At 62.6% G+C, this 16,135-nt stretch carries 17 protein-coding genes; 4 read left to right on the forward strand and 13 right to left on the reverse strand.

Features of this window, described 5'->3' with window-relative positions:
* Window positions 1-61 precede the first annotated feature (61 nt).
* The 9 genes from BLS26_RS13735 to BLS26_RS13775 form a co-directional block, all read right to left on the reverse strand.
* The gene (locus tag BLS26_RS13735) at window positions 62-1,213 is read right to left on the reverse strand and encodes an ABC transporter substrate-binding protein (protein WP_092511870.1); all 1,152 of its coding nucleotides are present in this window, start codon (window positions 1,211-1,213) and stop codon (window positions 62-64) included.
* 119 nt (window positions 1,214-1,332) lie between these two features.
* Entirely contained in the window at window positions 1,333-1,752 is a 420-nt protein-coding gene (locus BLS26_RS13740; protein ID WP_092511872.1) for a thioesterase family protein, read from the reverse strand.
* Between the two features lie 115 nt (window positions 1,753-1,867).
* Window positions 1,868-2,629 (reverse strand): SDR family NAD(P)-dependent oxidoreductase, encoded by a 762-nt coding sequence (locus BLS26_RS13745; RefSeq protein WP_092511874.1) that lies wholly within the window; start codon window positions 2,627-2,629, stop codon window positions 1,868-1,870.
* Window positions 2,630-2,659: 30 nt separating this feature from the next.
* Window positions 2,660-4,552 (reverse strand): feruloyl-CoA synthase, encoded by a 1,893-nt coding sequence (locus tag BLS26_RS13750; RefSeq protein ID WP_092511876.1) that lies wholly within the window; start codon window positions 4,550-4,552, stop codon window positions 2,660-2,662.
* Between the two features lies 1 nt (window position 4,553).
* Window positions 4,554-5,354 carry a crotonase/enoyl-CoA hydratase family protein gene (locus BLS26_RS13755; RefSeq protein ID WP_092511878.1) on the reverse strand — a complete coding sequence of 267 codons (801 nt, stop codon included), beginning with the start codon at window positions 5,352-5,354 and terminating at the stop codon, window positions 4,554-4,556.
* A gap of 245 nt (window positions 5,355-5,599) precedes the next feature.
* Window positions 5,600-6,061 carry a DUF3237 domain-containing protein gene (locus BLS26_RS13760; protein WP_092511880.1) on the reverse strand — a complete coding sequence of 154 codons (462 nt, stop codon included), beginning with the start codon at window positions 6,059-6,061 and terminating at the stop codon, window positions 5,600-5,602.
* Window positions 6,062-7,387: a TRAP transporter large permease gene (locus BLS26_RS13765; RefSeq protein WP_092511881.1), complete on the reverse strand. Its 1,326-nt coding sequence runs from the start codon at window positions 7,385-7,387 to the stop codon at window positions 6,062-6,064.
* A 5-nt stretch (window positions 7,388-7,392) separates the two neighbouring features.
* Window positions 7,393-7,902, reverse strand: a complete 510-nt coding sequence (locus BLS26_RS13770) for a TRAP transporter small permease (RefSeq protein ID WP_092511883.1) — start codon at window positions 7,900-7,902, stop codon at window positions 7,393-7,395.
* A gap of 80 nt (window positions 7,903-7,982) precedes the next feature.
* Complete coding sequence (locus BLS26_RS13775; RefSeq protein WP_092518033.1) at window positions 7,983-8,999, reverse strand: TRAP transporter substrate-binding protein; 1,017 nt, start codon at window positions 8,997-8,999, stop codon at window positions 7,983-7,985.
* A 277-nt stretch (window positions 9,000-9,276) separates the two neighbouring features.
* Between BLS26_RS13775 and pobA the strand changes: the two genes are divergently transcribed.
* Together pobA and BLS26_RS13785 are read left to right on the forward strand one after the other, a co-directional pair.
* A complete protein-coding gene (pobA, locus tag BLS26_RS13780) occupies window positions 9,277-10,446 on the forward strand; it encodes a 4-hydroxybenzoate 3-monooxygenase (RefSeq protein ID WP_092511885.1) in 1,170 nt (389 codons plus the stop codon).
* A gap of 138 nt (window positions 10,447-10,584) precedes the next feature.
* A complete protein-coding gene (locus BLS26_RS13785) occupies window positions 10,585-11,013 on the forward strand; it encodes a PaaI family thioesterase (RefSeq protein ID WP_092511887.1) in 429 nt (142 codons plus the stop codon).
* Here the strand turns inward: BLS26_RS13785 and BLS26_RS13790 are convergent.
* Complete coding sequence (locus BLS26_RS13790; protein WP_092511889.1) at window positions 11,010-11,903, reverse strand: LysR family transcriptional regulator; 894 nt, start codon at window positions 11,901-11,903, stop codon at window positions 11,010-11,012. The two genes, BLS26_RS13785 and BLS26_RS13790, sit on opposite strands and share 4 nt — an antisense overlap.
* 121 nt (window positions 11,904-12,024) lie before the next feature.
* Here BLS26_RS13790 and BLS26_RS13795 point away from each other — a divergent pair, with 121 nt between their 5' ends.
* The gene (locus BLS26_RS13795) at window positions 12,025-12,678 is read left to right on the forward strand and encodes a pyridoxamine 5'-phosphate oxidase family protein (RefSeq protein ID WP_092511891.1); all 654 of its coding nucleotides are present in this window, start codon (window positions 12,025-12,027) and stop codon (window positions 12,676-12,678) included.
* 177 nt (window positions 12,679-12,855) lie between these two features.
* On the opposite strand, the gene BLS26_RS13800 is transcribed toward BLS26_RS13795, so the two are convergent.
* The gene (locus tag BLS26_RS13800) at window positions 12,856-14,262 is read right to left on the reverse strand and encodes an amidase (protein ID WP_092511893.1); all 1,407 of its coding nucleotides are present in this window, start codon (window positions 14,260-14,262) and stop codon (window positions 12,856-12,858) included.
* A gap of 148 nt (window positions 14,263-14,410) precedes the next feature.
* Here BLS26_RS13800 and BLS26_RS13805 point away from each other — a divergent pair, with 148 nt between their 5' ends.
* Window positions 14,411-14,974, forward strand: a complete 564-nt coding sequence (locus BLS26_RS13805) for a TetR/AcrR family transcriptional regulator (protein ID WP_092511895.1) — start codon at window positions 14,411-14,413, stop codon at window positions 14,972-14,974.
* 56 nt (window positions 14,975-15,030) lie between these two features.
* Here BLS26_RS13805 and BLS26_RS13810 read toward each other — a convergent pair whose 3' ends face one another.
* The gene (locus tag BLS26_RS13810; RefSeq protein ID WP_092511896.1) at window positions 15,031-15,759 is read right to left on the reverse strand and encodes a glutathione S-transferase family protein; all 729 of its coding nucleotides are present in this window, start codon (window positions 15,757-15,759) and stop codon (window positions 15,031-15,033) included.
* A gap of 34 nt (window positions 15,760-15,793) precedes the next feature.
* Entirely contained in the window at window positions 15,794-16,066 is a 273-nt protein-coding gene (locus BLS26_RS13815; RefSeq protein ID WP_092511898.1) for a hypothetical protein, read from the reverse strand.
* Between the last annotated feature and the right edge of the window lie 69 nt (window positions 16,067-16,135).

Genomic DNA, 16,135 nt, shown 5'->3' on the forward strand with positions numbered 1-16,135 from the left:
CCTCTAGAGAGCCGGCTCTGGTGCTTAGCGGATTTAAGAAATCAGAACCTGCCGCGTCGTCTCACATCGCCGGGATGTACTTGCCGTCCTTCACGGTCAGCAGGATGCGCGAGCGATCGTCGAGGCCGTAGCGGTCTTTTTCGGTCCAGTTGTAGACGCCCTGGGTCGCGACGATTTCCTTTTCCGAGATGAAGGCCTGACGGATTCCCTCGCGGAATTCCGGCGTGCCGGGCTTGCCGGCCTTCAGCGCCACCGGAATGATGCGCTTGAGCACTTCGAAAGCGTCATAGGAATGACCCGCGAACTGGCTGCGGCTGTTGGGGCCATACTTGGCTTCATAGGCCGCATTGAGCGTGAGGCCCGGCTTCTTGGTCAGCGCGCTGTCGGCCTGGGTTTCCGGCGACATCACCGGACCCGCCGACATGATCACGCCTTCCGCAGCCGCACCCGCGATGCGGATGAAGTCCATGCTGGCGGCGCCGTGGGTCTGGTAGATCAGGCCCTTGTAGCCGCGTTCGCGCAGCGCGGTCTGCGGTAATGCCGCGGCGGTGCCGGACGCGCCGACCAGGATCGCGTCGGGGTTGGCGGCGACGAGCTTTAGCACCTGGCCTGCGACCGAGGTATCCGGCCGCGCAAAACGCTCCTCGTCGATCATGGTCATGCCCATCGGCACGCCCTGCGCCTTGAAGTCGTTGACCCAGAGGTCGCCGTAGGAATCGGAGTAGCCGATATAGCCGATGGTCTTGATGTTGTGCGCCCGCATGTGCTCGTACAGCACCTTGCCCATGATCGGGATCGACTGCGGCAGGTCGACCGACCACTTCATGCGCGCTTCGTTGATCGGGAACGGCGCCAGGCCGAAATGCGGAATGGCGGCCTCGTTGGCGACCGTCGACACCGCAATCGACGGCGGCGTGGTGCAGGAGCCCATGATGATGTCGGCCTTGGACTCGGTGACGAAGCGCCGCGCATTGGTGGTGGCCGCGGTCGGATCGCCGCCGTCATCCAGCACGATCAGCTTGAGCGGCACGCCGCCGATTTCCTTCGGCACGAAATCCAGCGCGTTGCGCTCGGGGATGCCGAGCGCCGCAGCCGGACCGGTGGTCGAAATCGAAATGCCGATGGTGATTTCATTGGTCTGCGCCAGCGCCGGCGAACCGGGCAGTGCGAGTGCCGCCACGACGGCCGCGGCGGACAGAAGAGCCTTCTTCATTCATTCCTCCCTTTGAGTGTCTTTTTATAGTGTAAAGCAAAATCCGGCAGGCAATTCAGCCCCTTCTTTAGGTCATGCGGGGGCTCGAGTCAGCCTAATAAGTCAGCCCAATATAGCCCTCAGCCCCGCATGAACCGCTCGATGATCTCCTGCGGCATCGGCGCCGATTTCAGCTTCGCCGGATCGTCCGGGTGACGGCCGACCAGCACGCGGGTCTCGAACGCCTCGATCGCCAGCGCCTCGCCCTTGAACACCTTGTGGGTCACCTCGAAGCTGGAGCGCTTAAAACTCTCGATCCGGCTTTCGATCGTGATCCAGTCGCCATGGGTCGACGGGATATGGAATTTCGCCCGCGTATCCACCATGGGAATACCGACCAAGCCGTATTTGTGCACGAGATCCTGCTTCGAATAACCGGCCGCTTCGAACAGGATCGAGGTCGAATCGTCGAACATCGCAAAGTAGCGCGGGTAGTAGACGATGTTGGCGGGGTCGCAATCGCCCCACTGGATCTGCACGTCGCGGCGGTGAACGAACATGGATAGAACCCCTACCATAGCGTTTTCGAGCGAAGTGGGTACCGGTTCGCGTGAAGAAAACGCGTCAAAAAATAAAGGAGCTAGAATTCGGTTCTGATTTAATCAGAACCGAATTTTAGCGCGGCGCCATGCGCAGCGCGGCATCGAGCCGCACCACCTCGCCGTTCAGGTACGGGTTGTCGATCATGTGCAGCGCCAATGAGGCGAATTCGTCAGCCTGGCCGAGCCGGCGCGGGAACGGAATCGCGGCGGCGAGCGAGTCCTGCGCCTCCTGCGGCAAATTGGCTAATAGCGGCGTGAGAAACAGGCCCGGCGCGATCGTCAGCACGCGGATGCCGAACTGCGCCAGTTCGCGCGCGATCGGCAGCGTCATGGCGACGATGCCGCCCTTCGATGCGGAGTAGGCGGACTGGCCGATCTGGCCGTCATAGGCCGCGACCGAGGCGGTGGAAATCACCACGCCGCGCTCGCCGGTCGACAACGGCTCCAGCTTCGACATCCCGGCCGTTGCCAACCGCAGCATGTTGAAGGAGCCGATCAAGTTGACCTTGATCACCCGGTCGAAATCGGCGAGCGCCATCGGGCCCTCCTTGCCGATCACCCGCTTGGCGACGCCGATGCCGGCGCAGTTCACCAGCACCCGCGCCGGGCCATGGGCTGAGGCTGCCTTGGCGATGGCGGCTTCGGCGGAAGCCGCATCGGAGACGTCGCAGATCACGGCCACGCCGCCGATCTCGGCGGCGACGGTTTCGGCCAGCTTGGCGTTGAGATCGCAGACCGCGACCTTGGCGCCCTGCGCCGCCAGCCGCCGCGCGGTGGCGGCACCCAATCCCGATGCACCACCGGTGACGATGGCGGCCTGATCCTTCAACTGCATGGCGTTCTCCCTGACAATATCTGTTCGAATTCAGTTCAGCACGATCACCTGCGCCGGTGGCGCCGGTGTATAAATCGTCTCGATCAGGAGCTTGCGATTTTCCAGCACCGCGCGCTGGTTGATCGAGCCCTTGTCGGTGACTTCGCCGCGGTCGATCGACAGCGGCCGATCGAGCAACACCGCGCGCGTGATCCGGGTCGACGAGCCCGTGGCGTTTGCCAGCAATTTCTGGAAGCGCTCGCGGAAGGCCGTGCGGATCAGCGGGTCGGAGGCCGTCGCGGCGAGATCGTCCTGCGGTAAGGTCGGGTTGATCAGGCGGCAGCCATCGAGATCGAGCACCACCAGTGCCGAGATTTCGTCGTAGTTGATACCGGCGATGATGACGTCGCGCACCAGCGGTGCGCAAGCCGCGACGAAGCGCGCCCGCAACGGGCCGACGCTGACCCAGGTGCCGGAAGCGAGCTTGAAATCCTCGGCAATGCGGCCGTCGAAATCGAAGCCGGCGTCGAAATCATCTGGATTAGCCGGCTTCAGCGCGTCGCCGAGTTTGTAAAAACCCTCCTCGTCAAACGCTTTCGCGGTAAGTTCGGGCTGGCGCCAGTAACCCGGCGTGACGTTCGGCCCCCTGGCGCGCACTTCCAGCTTGCCGTTGTTCGGCAGCAGTTTGGCGTCATTGCCTGATACGGGAAGCCCGACATGTCCGGAGCGGCTGGTATCGGGACGCACCGACATGAAGAACGGCGAGGTTTCGGTGGCGCCAAGACCCGTCAGCATCGGCACGCGAAAACCGGTCTCGGCAACCGCGAGTTCGTCGAGGCTGTTCCAGATATGCGGCGACAGCGCCGCGCCCGAGAAGAACATCGCATGCAGGCGGCCGAAGAACTTTGCGCGCAATGCCTGATCGTCGCGCAAGTAAGGCAGCAGCGATTCATAACCCTTGGGGACGTTGAAATAGACCGTCGGCGAAATCTCGCGCAAATTACGCACGGTCTCTTCGATGCCGCCGGGCATCGGCTTGCCCTCGTCGAGATACATCGAACCGCCATTATAGAGCGTGAGCCCGATATTGTGGTTGCCGCCGAACGTGTGATTCCACGGCAGCCAGTCGACGATCACGGGCGGCTCGTCCTTGAGGAACGCCAGCGTCTCGCGCAGCATCACCTGGTTGGCGCAGATCATCCGCTGGGTGTTGATGACGGCCTTGGGATTGCCTGTAGACCCTGACGTCAGCAGGAATTTGGCGATCGTACCCGGACCGATGGCATCATGCGTCGCGTCGAGGTCGGGATGAACTGGCGTCGCCAACAGATCGGCCAGCAGTGTCACGTCGCGACCGGCGACCGTGCCATACGCCGCCGCGATCTCGGTCCCGCCGGGGACGTTGGCCGCCAGCGCGTCGGAAAATTTCACGGCGTCGTCGGCGAACACCAGGCCCGGCGTCAGCAGCTTCATGAGATAGCCGAGCTTGCCGTAGTCCTTCGACACCAGAGAATAGGCCGGCGAAACCGGGCAGAAGGGAATGCCGGCATAGAGCGCGCCAAAGGCGATCAGCGCATGGTCGATCGAATTGCCCGACAGGATCACGACCGGCTTTTCGGCCGAAAGCCCGCGCGCCAGCAGCGCCGAGGCGACGTGCCGCGATGACGCCAGCAACTCGGCATAGGTGATCTGGCGCCAGCCGTGCGCGGCGTTGCGCTCCGCCATGAAGATGCGGTTCGGTTCAGCCTTGGCCCAGTGATGCAGCCGGTCGGTGATGCGGAGCGGGTAGTCGCTGAGTTGAAGTTTTGGGCGCAGATAGATGGTGCCGTCGTCGCGGCGCTCGACCGTGACGTCGGGATTGCCGAATGAAATCGCGCGCAGCGGATGGGCGCTACCGGTCGCGGCGGATGGGCTGGGCTCTGATAGGTTTGTCTTGGCGCTCATGTCAGGTCGGCTTTACCTTGGCGGTCTTGCGGTCGAGAAACGCACGGATACGCTGTTTTGCCTCCTTGTCGCTTTGGGCAACGGTCGCCATCAGCGATTCCATCAGCAGGCCGGTTTGCGGATTGGCCTCGGCGATCATCGGTAGCGCTTGCAGCACGGCGAAATTGGTCAGCGGCGCATTGGCCGCGACCCGCTCGGCCAGCTCCATTGCCTTCGGCAGCGCGCCGCCCGCTTCGGTGAGGTATTGCGAGAAACCATAGGCCGCGCCTTCGGTCGCGGAATAAACCCGCCCCGTCAGCATCATGTCAGTCATCCGCGCGACGCCGATCAGCCGCGGCAGCCGCACCGACCCGCCGCCGCCGACGAAGATGCCGCGCTGGCCTTCGGGCAGCGCGAAATAGGCCGAGGGTTCGGCGACCCGGATATGCGCGGCACAGGCCAGCTCCAGCCCGCCGCCGATCACCGCACCCTTCAGCGCGGCAATGACCGGCACGCGGCTGTATTGAATGCGGTCGAACACCCGGTGCCACATCTGCGAGTGCCGCAAGCCCTCGGTGGCGTCCTGCTCGGTCAGTTCCGACAGATCGAGGCCGGAGGAGAAATGGTCGCCGATGCCGTGAATCACCACGGCGCCGACGCCGTCAGGGAGTTGAGTGAAGCAATCCTGGATCGCGAGGATGATGCCGTCGTTCAGCGCATTGCGCTTGGCCGGACGGTTGAGGCCAACCTTCAGCACCGTGCCCGACTGCTCGATCGTGAGCAGATCGGATTGACCCGCGGCGGCGGAGACGGCGTTTCCCATGGGCTTATTGCTTCCTGTCCAGAATAGTTATGTTTTATAACTATTCTGAGAGGAGTCAATGAGGCTAGCGGGGTTCTCGTGTCCCGGACGCGGTGCAGCGTTCTTCACGCTGCTCCGCAGAGCCGGGACCTATGGCGATGGACCCCGGACCAGCAGCGCACCGCATAGCGTGTCGAAGACGCGCGTAAACGCGCTTTTGGCGCTGCACTGCATCCGGGGAACGAACACCTCAATTATTGCTGCGTTCACAGCACCTGATGCACGTCGATCACGACGCGGTCGGCGTGGCGGGCGGCGGAGCCGATGAAGATGTTCTCCATCAGCCAGCGGTATTTCGCGTGCCCGGTCTCGAACCGCGGCACGGTGCGGAAATAGATCAGTTTTGGGTCGACCGGCTCGCCGCGCTTGAGTTTTTGCAGCAACTCTATTGGGCCGAAGCGCATGCCCTTGTTCTCGACATAGACCACCGCGCCGTCGTCGGTCTCGAAGGCGTACTTCGCCTCCAGCTCGATCAACTCGTTGGGACGGATGATCTGGAAGTCGGCGCCAAAGGGCAAAACCTTGCCGCTGATTCCCTCGCCTTTGACCTCGCCGCCGGTAATCGGAATGATCCGGCGCACGCCGGTGCCGATGTCGCCAGCCGAGGTGACCTCGCCGATCCTGGCCGTGATGGTGAAGACGTATTTGGTCTCCAGAACCGGCGTCATCTAGTGAACCCCGGCCATCATGCGTTGCGGCAACCACGTCGCCAGCAGCGGAAACGCGATCAGAATGACCAGCCGGACCAGATCCGTCGCCACGAACGGCAACACGCCGCGGAAGATCGTGGAGAACGACACGTCCTTGACCACGCTTTTGATGACAAAGACATTCATTCCGACCGGCGGATGAATCAGGCCAAGTTCGACAGTCATCACGATGATCACGCCGAACCAGATCGGATCGAAACCGAGATGGGTCACCACCGGAAAAATGATGGGAACGGTGAGGATGATCATGGCCATGGCATCCATCAGACAGCCCAGCACCAGATACATCACCATGATCAGAGCGAGCACGCCGTAGGCGCCGAGCCCGAGACCGGTGAGAAACTCGGTGACCTTCTGCGGGGTCTGCGTCACCGTGAGGAAATAGCCAAAGATCAACGCGCCGATCAGCACCGTAAAGACCGCGGCCGCGGTTCGCGTCGCCTGCAGCAGCGAGGCCAGGATCTTTTCCCGGTCGAGCCGCCCGGTGACGATGCCGATCAGGAATGCACCGGTCGCGCCGACACCGCCGGCTTCGGTCGGGGTGAAGCGCGGCAGGAACGGCAGGCCATACAACCCGCCGATGACGAAGACGAACAGCAGCACCGGGGCCCAGATGTTCTTCAGGCCCGCAAAGCGCTCACGCCAACTGGTTTGCGGACCGGTCGGCAGAAAACCCGGCCGGAAATAGCCGATCAGCGAGATCGTGATCATGTACATCATCATCGCCAGCAGGCCGGGGATGATGCCGGCGATGAACAGCTTGCCGATGTCCTGCTCGGTGATGATGCCGTAGACGGCCAGCACCGTCGAAGGCGGCAGCATCGCGCCCAGCGTGCCACCGGCGGCGATCACCCCGGTGGCAAAGGATTGCGGATAGCCGAAGCGGCGCATCTCCGGATAGGCGACGGCCGAGAACGTCGCAGCCGTTGCCACCGAAGAACCGCAGATCGCGGCAAAGCCGGCGCAGGCCGCAACGGTCGCGATCCCGAGCCCGCCGCGCAAATGGCCGACGAAACCGTTGGCGGCGCGGAACAGTTCACGGCTCATGCCGGAATTGCTGACGAGGGTGCCCATCAGCAGGAACATCGGAATGACGCCGAACGTATAGTCCGTCACGGTCCGCATCGAGGTCTGGCCGACCAGTTTTAGCGCCGGCGAGAAACCGACCAGATAGCCGAAGCCAGAGACGCCGACGAGGCCCATCGCCATGCCGACCGGCACGCGCAGCAGCATCAGCGCGAACAGCGCGACAAATCCCAGGACAGCGACAGCGTCGGTGCTCATGCCGTCTACTCCACGGGCTTGATCTTGGGATCGTGCATCTGATCCGGATGGAAAATCAGGCGGTAGGTGCGGATCGCAATCAGCAAAACCGCGGAGACGTCGCCGGCCCAGGCGATCGCGAAGAACGGCCAGGTCGGCATGTGCATTTCGAAGGTCAGCACGTTGTCGTTATAGGTGCCACGCACCTTGTCGAACAATGTCCAGGTCTGCACCGTGACCACGAACAGCAGCACCAGGGTCGCAAACACGTCGATCCAGCGCTGGTATTTCGTGCCGACATTGGCCCAGATCAGGTCGACGGTGATGTGGCCGCCGCGATAGCTGGTGGCGGCGATGCCCCAGAAGATCAGGATGCCGAGCAGCATGCGCCCGATATCGAAGGAGTCGGGAATCGCATAATTGAGGGTGTTGCGCAGGATGACGGCGATAAAAATATTCAGCGCGACGATGCCGACGAATCCGGCCGCGATCCATTCGATCGTATCGATAAAACGATCCATCGAGGCGCGATTCATGTCCGCTCCAAACGGCTGGCAGTGATCGGGAAATCGCGACGGCGGAAAACGCCCCGCCGTCGCTTGGGTGAACTGCGGTCCTACTGCGCCAGCGCGTTATATTTGGTCAGCGCGGCGCGAAGTTCGGCCATCGCCGCGTCCGGATCGACGCCGGTCTTCTTGACGCCCTCGCCCCAGGTCTTGACCAGCGGCTCGGACGCCTTCTTCCACAGCGCGGTCTGCTCCGGCGTCAGCTTGTAGACCTCGTGGCCTTCCTGCGCCCTCACCTTCTCGATGCCGGCGTCCTCGAACTTGCCCCAGGGTTCGCCGACGCGGCCGGCCGCCTCGGTGTTGCAATTGTCGTCGATCGCCTTTTTCTGGCGGTCGGACATCTGGTTGTACTTGTCCTTGTTCATCACGAAGGCGAACGTCGTGACGTAGAGCGGCGCGTCCATGTGATACTTCGTCACCTTGTCGATGCCGAACAGCACCAGCGATCCCCACGGGAAGGTGACGGCATCGGCAACGCCGCGCTCGATGATGTCGCGGACTTCCGGCGCCGAGGACTGCACGTTGGTGCCGCCAAGCTGGGTGATGAAATTCGCCATGGTGGCGTGCGCCGGGCGAACCTTCATGCCCTTGACGTCATCGGGCACGACAACCTTTTTCAGCCGCGAGTGAAATGACGACGGCGAATGGATGAAGGCGAGGCAGAACTTGACGTCCTTCATCTCCTTCTCGGCGTACTTGCGATACCAGGCATCGAGCGCCATCGAACCACCCTTGGCGTCCGACATCAGGAACGGCAATTCGCCGGCGCCGATGATCGGAAACCGGCCGGGCTGATAGCCGGGATTGACGTAAGTGACGTCAGCGATGCCGTCGCGCGCCATGTCGTAATGGTCGAACGCCTTACCGAGTTGCTGGGCCGGGAACACCTTGGACTTGATGGTGCCGCCGGATTCCTTTTCGACCGCAGCGCCCCAGTCCTCCAGGGCCTTTTGCAGCGGATGCGACGCCGGCACCCAGTGCGACAGCTTGAGCTCGAAGGTCTTTTCCTGCGCCAACGCAGGCGTCACACTGGCGGCGAGCAGCAACGCCAAACACGCTTTCCTCATCGACATATTCTCCCTTGGTGGATGGAGCCGGGCTTCGAGGCGCCGATCTCATTAATTAACATGTTATATAGATTGCGCGGTTTTTCAAGCCGGACATTGCGCGCTGCGGCGGTCGCCGTAACCGAAACTGGCTTCCCCCTGCTTTCATCCCGGAACGCTCCGGCGGTGCGGCGCAGCGAAACATTGTTTTGCAACGCCTTTGCGAAAATTGTTATATGATATAATTATCATTGCAAGAGCGGCCGCGCCTGCGGCATTAGACCATGGGAGCACGCCGGTGCGCACGAAAGTAGCCATCATAGGGGCAGGTCCGGCCGGATTGTTGCTTGGGCAACTTCTTCATCTTTACGGCATCGACAACATCATTGTCGAGCGCCAGACCCCCGAATATGTGCTCGGCCGCATCCGCGCCGGCCTGCTCGAGGAAGGCACCGTGGCGCTGCTCGACGAGGTCGGCGCAGGTGCGCGCGCCCACCACGAGGGGCTGGTCCACCATGGCGTCGAGCTCGCCTTCGGCGGCGCGCGGCACCGCATCGACATGCATGCCGCGACCGGCAAGACCGTCATGATCTACGGCCAGACCGAAGTGACGCTCGACCTGATGAACGCCCGCAAGGCGGCGGGCCTCACCACGGTCTACCAGGCCGTCGACGTCAAGCCGCATGATTTCGATTCCGACCGTCCGCGCGTCAGCTACGTCAAGGACGGCATTACCCACGACATCGAATGCGACTTCATCGCCGGCTGCGATGGTTTTCACGGCGTCAGCCGCGCCAGCGTCAAGCCGTCGGCGATCCAGACCTATGAGCGGGTCTATCCGTTCGGCTGGCTCGGCATCCTCTCCGAAACGCCGCCGGTCAGCCATGAGCTGATCTACAACAATCACGCGCGGGGATTTGCGTTGTGCACGATGCGCTCGACCCATCGCAGCCGCTACTACCTGCAGTGCCCGCTCGACGACGATATCGCGCAGTGGCCGGACGACCGGTTCTGGGACGAACTGAAGCGGCGGCTGGACCAGAAGGCGGTCGACGAACTCGTCACCGGCCCCTCGATCGAGAAGAGCATCGCGCCGCTGCGCAGCTTCGTCGCCGAGCCGATGCGGTTCGGCCGGATGTTTCTGGCCGGCGACGCCTCCCACATCGTGCCGCCGACCGGCGCCAAGGGATTGAACCTTGCCGCTAGCGACGTGCATTACCTCTCGCAGGCGTTCCGGGAATTTTATGACGAAAAGTCCTCCGCCGGCATCGACGGCTACTCGGCCAGGGCGCTGGCGCGGGTGTGGAAAGCGGTGCGGTTTTCGTGGTGGATGACGTCGATGCTGCACAAGTTCCCCGACGAGGGCGAATTCGGCGCGCGCATCCAGATCGCCGAGCTGGATTACCTCGTCAGTTCGAAAGCCGCGTCCGCGTCGCTGTCGGAGAATTACGTCGGGCTGCCGTTTTAGAGAACGCCGTCATTGCGAGCCAAATGGTGAAACCATTTCAAACACCCGCCGAAATCCCGTTTAAAACTTTGTAGGCGATGCGGTTCGCGCGCGAATGGCGTTTAGTGGCGAGAGATATCGTCAACACGCGAGCTGCAGATGACTGCTACCGACATTCCCGCAGGCTTCGAGCCTCACCTGCGGAAGAGCCCGCTCACCGAACCCTGGGAGCCGCTTTATTCGAAGCGAACCGACAACGCCGTGATCATCGGATTGCGACTCGCAAGGCCGCATACCAACGGCCGCGGCCTGATTCACGGCGGGCTGATCGCAGCACTTGCCGACAACGCCATGGGCCATAGCTGCGCGCATAAAATGGGCGGTGTGTCGTCGCTGGTGACGATCGGGCTGGCGGTCGATTTCGTCGGTACCGCAGAGGTCGGGCAATGGCTTGCGGTCGAGAGCGACGTGATCAAGACCGGTAGCACGATCTGCTTTGCCCAAAGCCTGATCAAAGCCGACGACGTCATCATTGCGCGCGCCAACGGAACGTTCCGCGTGGTGCCGAAGAAAGCGCCGTTGTCCTAGCCGAAATGCCAATCGATCGTCTCGGCGACGAGATCGATGAAGGTGCGGACCTTGGCCGACAGCAGCCGCGAGGTCGGATAGACGATGTGGATCGGCACGGGCGGGAGTTCGAACTTTTCCAGCACGATTCCGAGCCGCTTCGCTCTAAGTGATGCGGCCGCCTGATAGGCCATCACCCGGGTCAACCCGCCGCCCTGCTCGGCATAATGGATCGCGGCATCGGAGCTGTTGCTGGAAAAGCGTGGCGTCACCGCGATGCGGATCTCCTGGCCACCCTCGACAAAGCGCCAGTCCGGACCCGCGGTCATCGCGCCGAACTGGATGATGTTGTGGGCGGCAATTTCCTGCGGCGTCTTCGGCTCGCCGCGCTGTTTGAGATAATCTTTGGAGGCCACGACGATCCGCCGCATCTCGCCGACCTGACGCGCGACAAGCGTAGAATCCGGCAGATGGCCGATCCGGACCGCGAGATCGACGCCGTCTTCCACCAGATTGACCATGCGGTCCGACAGCCGCAGGTCGGCCGCGACATCCGGATAGCGCGCCAGATAGGCCGACACGACCGGGCTGACGTGGAGGCGCCCGAAGCCGAGCGGCGCCGAAACCACCAGCCGGCCGCCAGGCCTGGTTCGTTCGCCCTCGGCAGCACTTTCGGCCTCCTCGACATCGGCCAAAATCCGGCGGGCGCGCTCCAGATAGCGGCTGCCGGCGTCGGTCAGCGTCACCGAGCGCGTGGTCCGCTGCAACAGCCGCGCGCCGAGCCGCTCCTCCAACGCGGCAATCAACCGCGTCAGGCCGGAAGGCGACAGGCCGAGTTTGCGCGCCGCGGGGGCGAACCCCTGCAGGTCGGCGACGGCCACAAAGGCCTGCATCGCGTCGATCCGGTCCATCGATTATTTCATATATTGCAACAGTGAAGTGTCAATACGTCAGATTGTTTAAATTACGGGAAAGTCCATCTTCAGGACCAAGACGACCGCTTGGCGCGGCCTGAATTTTCAGGAGGCTCGGATGTCAGACGTTTACGCTTCTTCCAACCAGACCTTTTCCAGCGACGTCGCCTTCACCCCGGCGGTGAAAGCGATCCAGACCCGCAAGGGATCGCGCGACGGCTACGCCCAGGTCGAACAGAGTGGTGGCTGGCGCACCGAGATCGATGAAAAGCTGGCGGGCTTCCTGGCCGAAACCAACAGCTTTTATTTGGCGACCGCCACGGCCGATGGCCAGCCCTATATTCAGCACCGCGGCGGGCCGAAGGGCTTCGTCAAGATCATCGACAAGAACACGATTGCGTTCGCGGATTACAGCGGCAACCGGCAGTACATCACGCAAGGCAATCTGTCAGAGAATCCGAAGGCGCATATCTTCGTGATGGACTATACGCATCGCCGTCGCGTCAAGATCTGGGGTGAAGCTCGCGTCGTCGACGACGATCCGGCGCTGACGGCAGCCTTGATGCCGAAGGGCTACAAGGCACGGCCCGAGCAAGTCATTCTGTTCAGGATTTCGGCCTGGGACACCAACTGCCCGCAGCACATTCCGCAGAAGTTCGATGCCGGGGACGTGGCGCAGGCGCTCGCCGCGCGCGATGGCAGAATTGCAGAACTGGAAGCGGAATTGGCGGCATTGAAGAACCGGTCTGGGCCAGCTGATCGTGCGATGTGAGTACGAACAGAACCTTCGTTGTGTTTCTTCTTGTGCCATCGAGGAACCCAATGGCTGCCTCGTCCCGATCGGTGTCGTCAGAATGAATTGGGAAGACGATCGGGATGAGCGTTCCCTTGCCTGGCCGAGCGCGCCGGCATCGCTGCGCGCTCGCACGATGCCGGCGCTCCGTAGTCGTCAGAGGTTCGGATGCAGGTTCCGTACGGCGCTGATGCTTTCGAGCAGCGAAGCCAGGTGCAGGATGGTAGACTCCGCCTGCCACTTGCCGACGACCTGCACGTTAATCGGCAGCCCTTCCTTGCTCGTACCGAACCGCATCGACAGGCCGGGCAAGCCGGTGACATTGAGCGGCACGGTCGCGCCCTGGAGGTAGGTAGCGTCCACGGTCTGGCCGTCGATGATGAACTCCTCGACGCCATGCTTGTGGGCCGGGATCGGCAGCACGTGGGTAATCAGCGCGTCGTAGCGCGAGAAGTAGTCGGCATAGCCGTCGCGCAGCCGCTCGACCGCCTGCTCGGCGTCGATATAGTCCTTCATCGACGTGTCAGGCAGCGAGAGCATGGTCTTGGCCATCTTGTACATTTCGTTCTCATGGCCGGCCGTCGCCTCGGCGAAGGCGGGCTTCATCTCCATCACATGGAGGCGGTTGAACACGTCGAGGGGAAAATCGCGCTCCAGCGCCGGGATGCGCACCTGCTCGACAAATACGCCGATGTCCTTTAGCGCCTCGGCCGCGGCCTTGACGGTCGCCGCCACCTCGGGATCGACTGGCCCGAAGCCGGGTCCGACCATCCAGCCCACCCGGAGCTGGCGGTAGGGCTGGCGGCCGATGCCCGCATCGAACCGGACAGTGCTGGTGGCAAACGCGTCCTGGCCGTCAGGCCCGACCAGTTGCGAGAAGGCGAGCGCGATGTCGCGAACCGAGCGCGCCATCGGCCCGACATGCCAGAAGCGGCGCGGCGCGCGCGGCCAGATGCCGGTCATGGGCACGCGGCCATGGGTCGCCTTCATTGAGGTAATGCCGGTTTGTGCGGCCGGCCCGCGCACGGAGATGGCGAGATCAGTGCCGAGACCGATCGGCGACATGCCCGCCGCGATAGCCGCCGATTCACCGCCGCTCGAACCGCCCGGCGTGCGGGTCACGTCCCAGGGATTGTTCGACCGGCCGGACAGCAAATTATCGCTCTCGATCCAGTAGGAGAATTCGGGAAGGTTGGTCTTCGCCAGCAGGATGCCGCCTGCCTTCTTCATGCGCGCGACGCTCGTCGCGTCGACGTCGGGAACGCGCCCCTTAAAGATCGGAGAGCCACGCTGGGTCGCAACATCAGCAGTGTCGATCGAGTCTTTCACCGTAAAGGGTACGCCGTGCAGCGGGCCGAGTTCGTCGCCCGCCAACACCGCGGCCTCCGCCGCCTTTGCAGCTTTGAGCGCACCGTCCGCGAGCAGGACGATCGCGTTGATCTTGGGGTTCACCGCCGCGATGCGATCCAGGTGCGCCTGCACGACCTCGACCGGCGAGACCGCCTTGGTGCGGATCAGTTCGGCCAGCTTGGTCGCGTCGGAAAAAATGATCTCTTTGGTTATGGCTGTATACCTGTCTGGTTATGAGGCAGTGCTACCTGCCACTTGGTAGGCTTGACATAGGCCTTTATTTCCCTCGATCAAGTCCTATCTATCACTTGGTAGATAGTTCCCGGCGAAATGGTTCCCGGCGAGGGTGTAAGGCACTGAAATGAGTGTAAGTTCCAAGGAAGCGATCCTGGCGGCGGCCAGACGGACCGCACAGGCGCATGGCTATAGCGGCCTGAATTTCCGCGAACTCGCGGACCAAGTCGGCATCAAGGCCGCGAGTATCTACCATCATTTCCCGAGCAAGGCTGATCTCGGCGTAGCGGTCGCGCGGCGCTATTGGGAGGACACAGCGGCTGAACTCGACTCCATGTTGGCCGAAACCTCGGATCCATTCCGCTGCCTGCAGCAGTATCCCGATATTTTTCGCAAATCGCTCGAGAGTGACAATCGCATGTGCCTCTGCAGCTTCATGGCTGCCGAATATGATGACCTGCCGGAAGCAGTGAAGAAGGAGGTCCAGGCCTTTGCCGATGTCAATGTCGCGTGGCTGACCAGGATGTTGTCCGCTGCGGCCGTGGTCAATTCCGGGGAAAGCGAACAGCGGGCTCGCGCAATCTTCGCCGCTGTCGCCGGCGCCCAGCTCATAGCGAGGAGCCGCTCGGATATCTCGCTCTACGACGCGTTGATCGATAGCTATCGCGTGGCGGGCCTCCTGCCGGCATAGAGCCGACGCGCGGCACGGCAAGCCCGGTTCTGATTACCAGACCGTGCTCGCGCTCGTCAGGCGGCTTCCTGCAGCGGCGCCCAGGCGAATTCCGGATAGTATTGCAGCATCATCCGGTCGACATAGGCGGTAAGGTTCGCGAACCGTTCGGTCCGCTGCCGCAATGGCGACTCGAAGAATGGCGTCAAAATTCCGGCGAGCGCACCGAACGCGGTGGCGTCGGTGCCGCACGGCGTATCGCCCATCAAATACGGTTTGTCGCCAAGCTGCACCGACAGAGCAAACAGCGAACGGACCGCGAGGTCGACGTCCTCTTCCGGCGCGTGGCGGCCGAGGCCGCTGAGCAGATAGTTCTCGGCGACGCGAAACTGCGCGTCCTCGCGCAGCTTTTCGCGCTGATGCGCCGGCACGGCATCGAAGAAATGCGCCGGTCCCTTGGCGAAGTTCTCGGCGTCGACCCAGCGCGCGCCGACCAGCGCCCAATAGATGTGATGTTCGATCATCCGCTCGAACGCCCAGGCCTGCGCGCGTGCCTGCAGGCTGAGCGGCGCGTCGAAATCGAAACCGTATTTGCCCTCGAGATGCGCCCGGATGAAGGTGGAATCGGCGATGGTCTCGGCGTCGTCGACGATATAGGGCAGTTGCCCCTTGGGAGAGGCCGGCGGCCTTGCCTTCTCCTTGCGATAGGCCAGACCGGCCATTTTGAGCTGGACTTCGGTCTTGCTGACAAAGGGGCTGATTTCCGGCAGGCCGAACCCGGCGCCGAAGCCATAAAGCGTAATCATGCTGGTCTCCCGAACTTTCAAAACGTGCCTGACCCTAGCGACCCCCTGCTGCCACCATGGTGTCAGCAGCATCGAGCCGCCGCGCGAGGCAGCGCTTGCCGCGGCGGATTCGGCAGACCAACAGGGCCAACTGCCCTTGCGCGAGGCCGCACATTGCTGTGAATGAACGCAACACCAGTTCCAGCATCGCCCAGCGCAGGTCTGATGTCGTAGCGTGGATGGAAACCAGATGCTCCAGTGCGAAATACTGAGCATCCAGGAGGGGATAGCGGCTTCTCCGGAAGCCGAATTCGCTGAAAATCGTCATGGACAAATTCCCTTCAGTTGAGATGTTGTCCTTATCTACGCGACCCCTGCTGCCAACATGCTGTCAGCA

Source organism: Afipia sp. GAS231 (genome assembly GCF_900103365.1).
Lineage (GTDB): Bacteria > Pseudomonadota > Alphaproteobacteria > Rhizobiales > Xanthobacteraceae > Bradyrhizobium.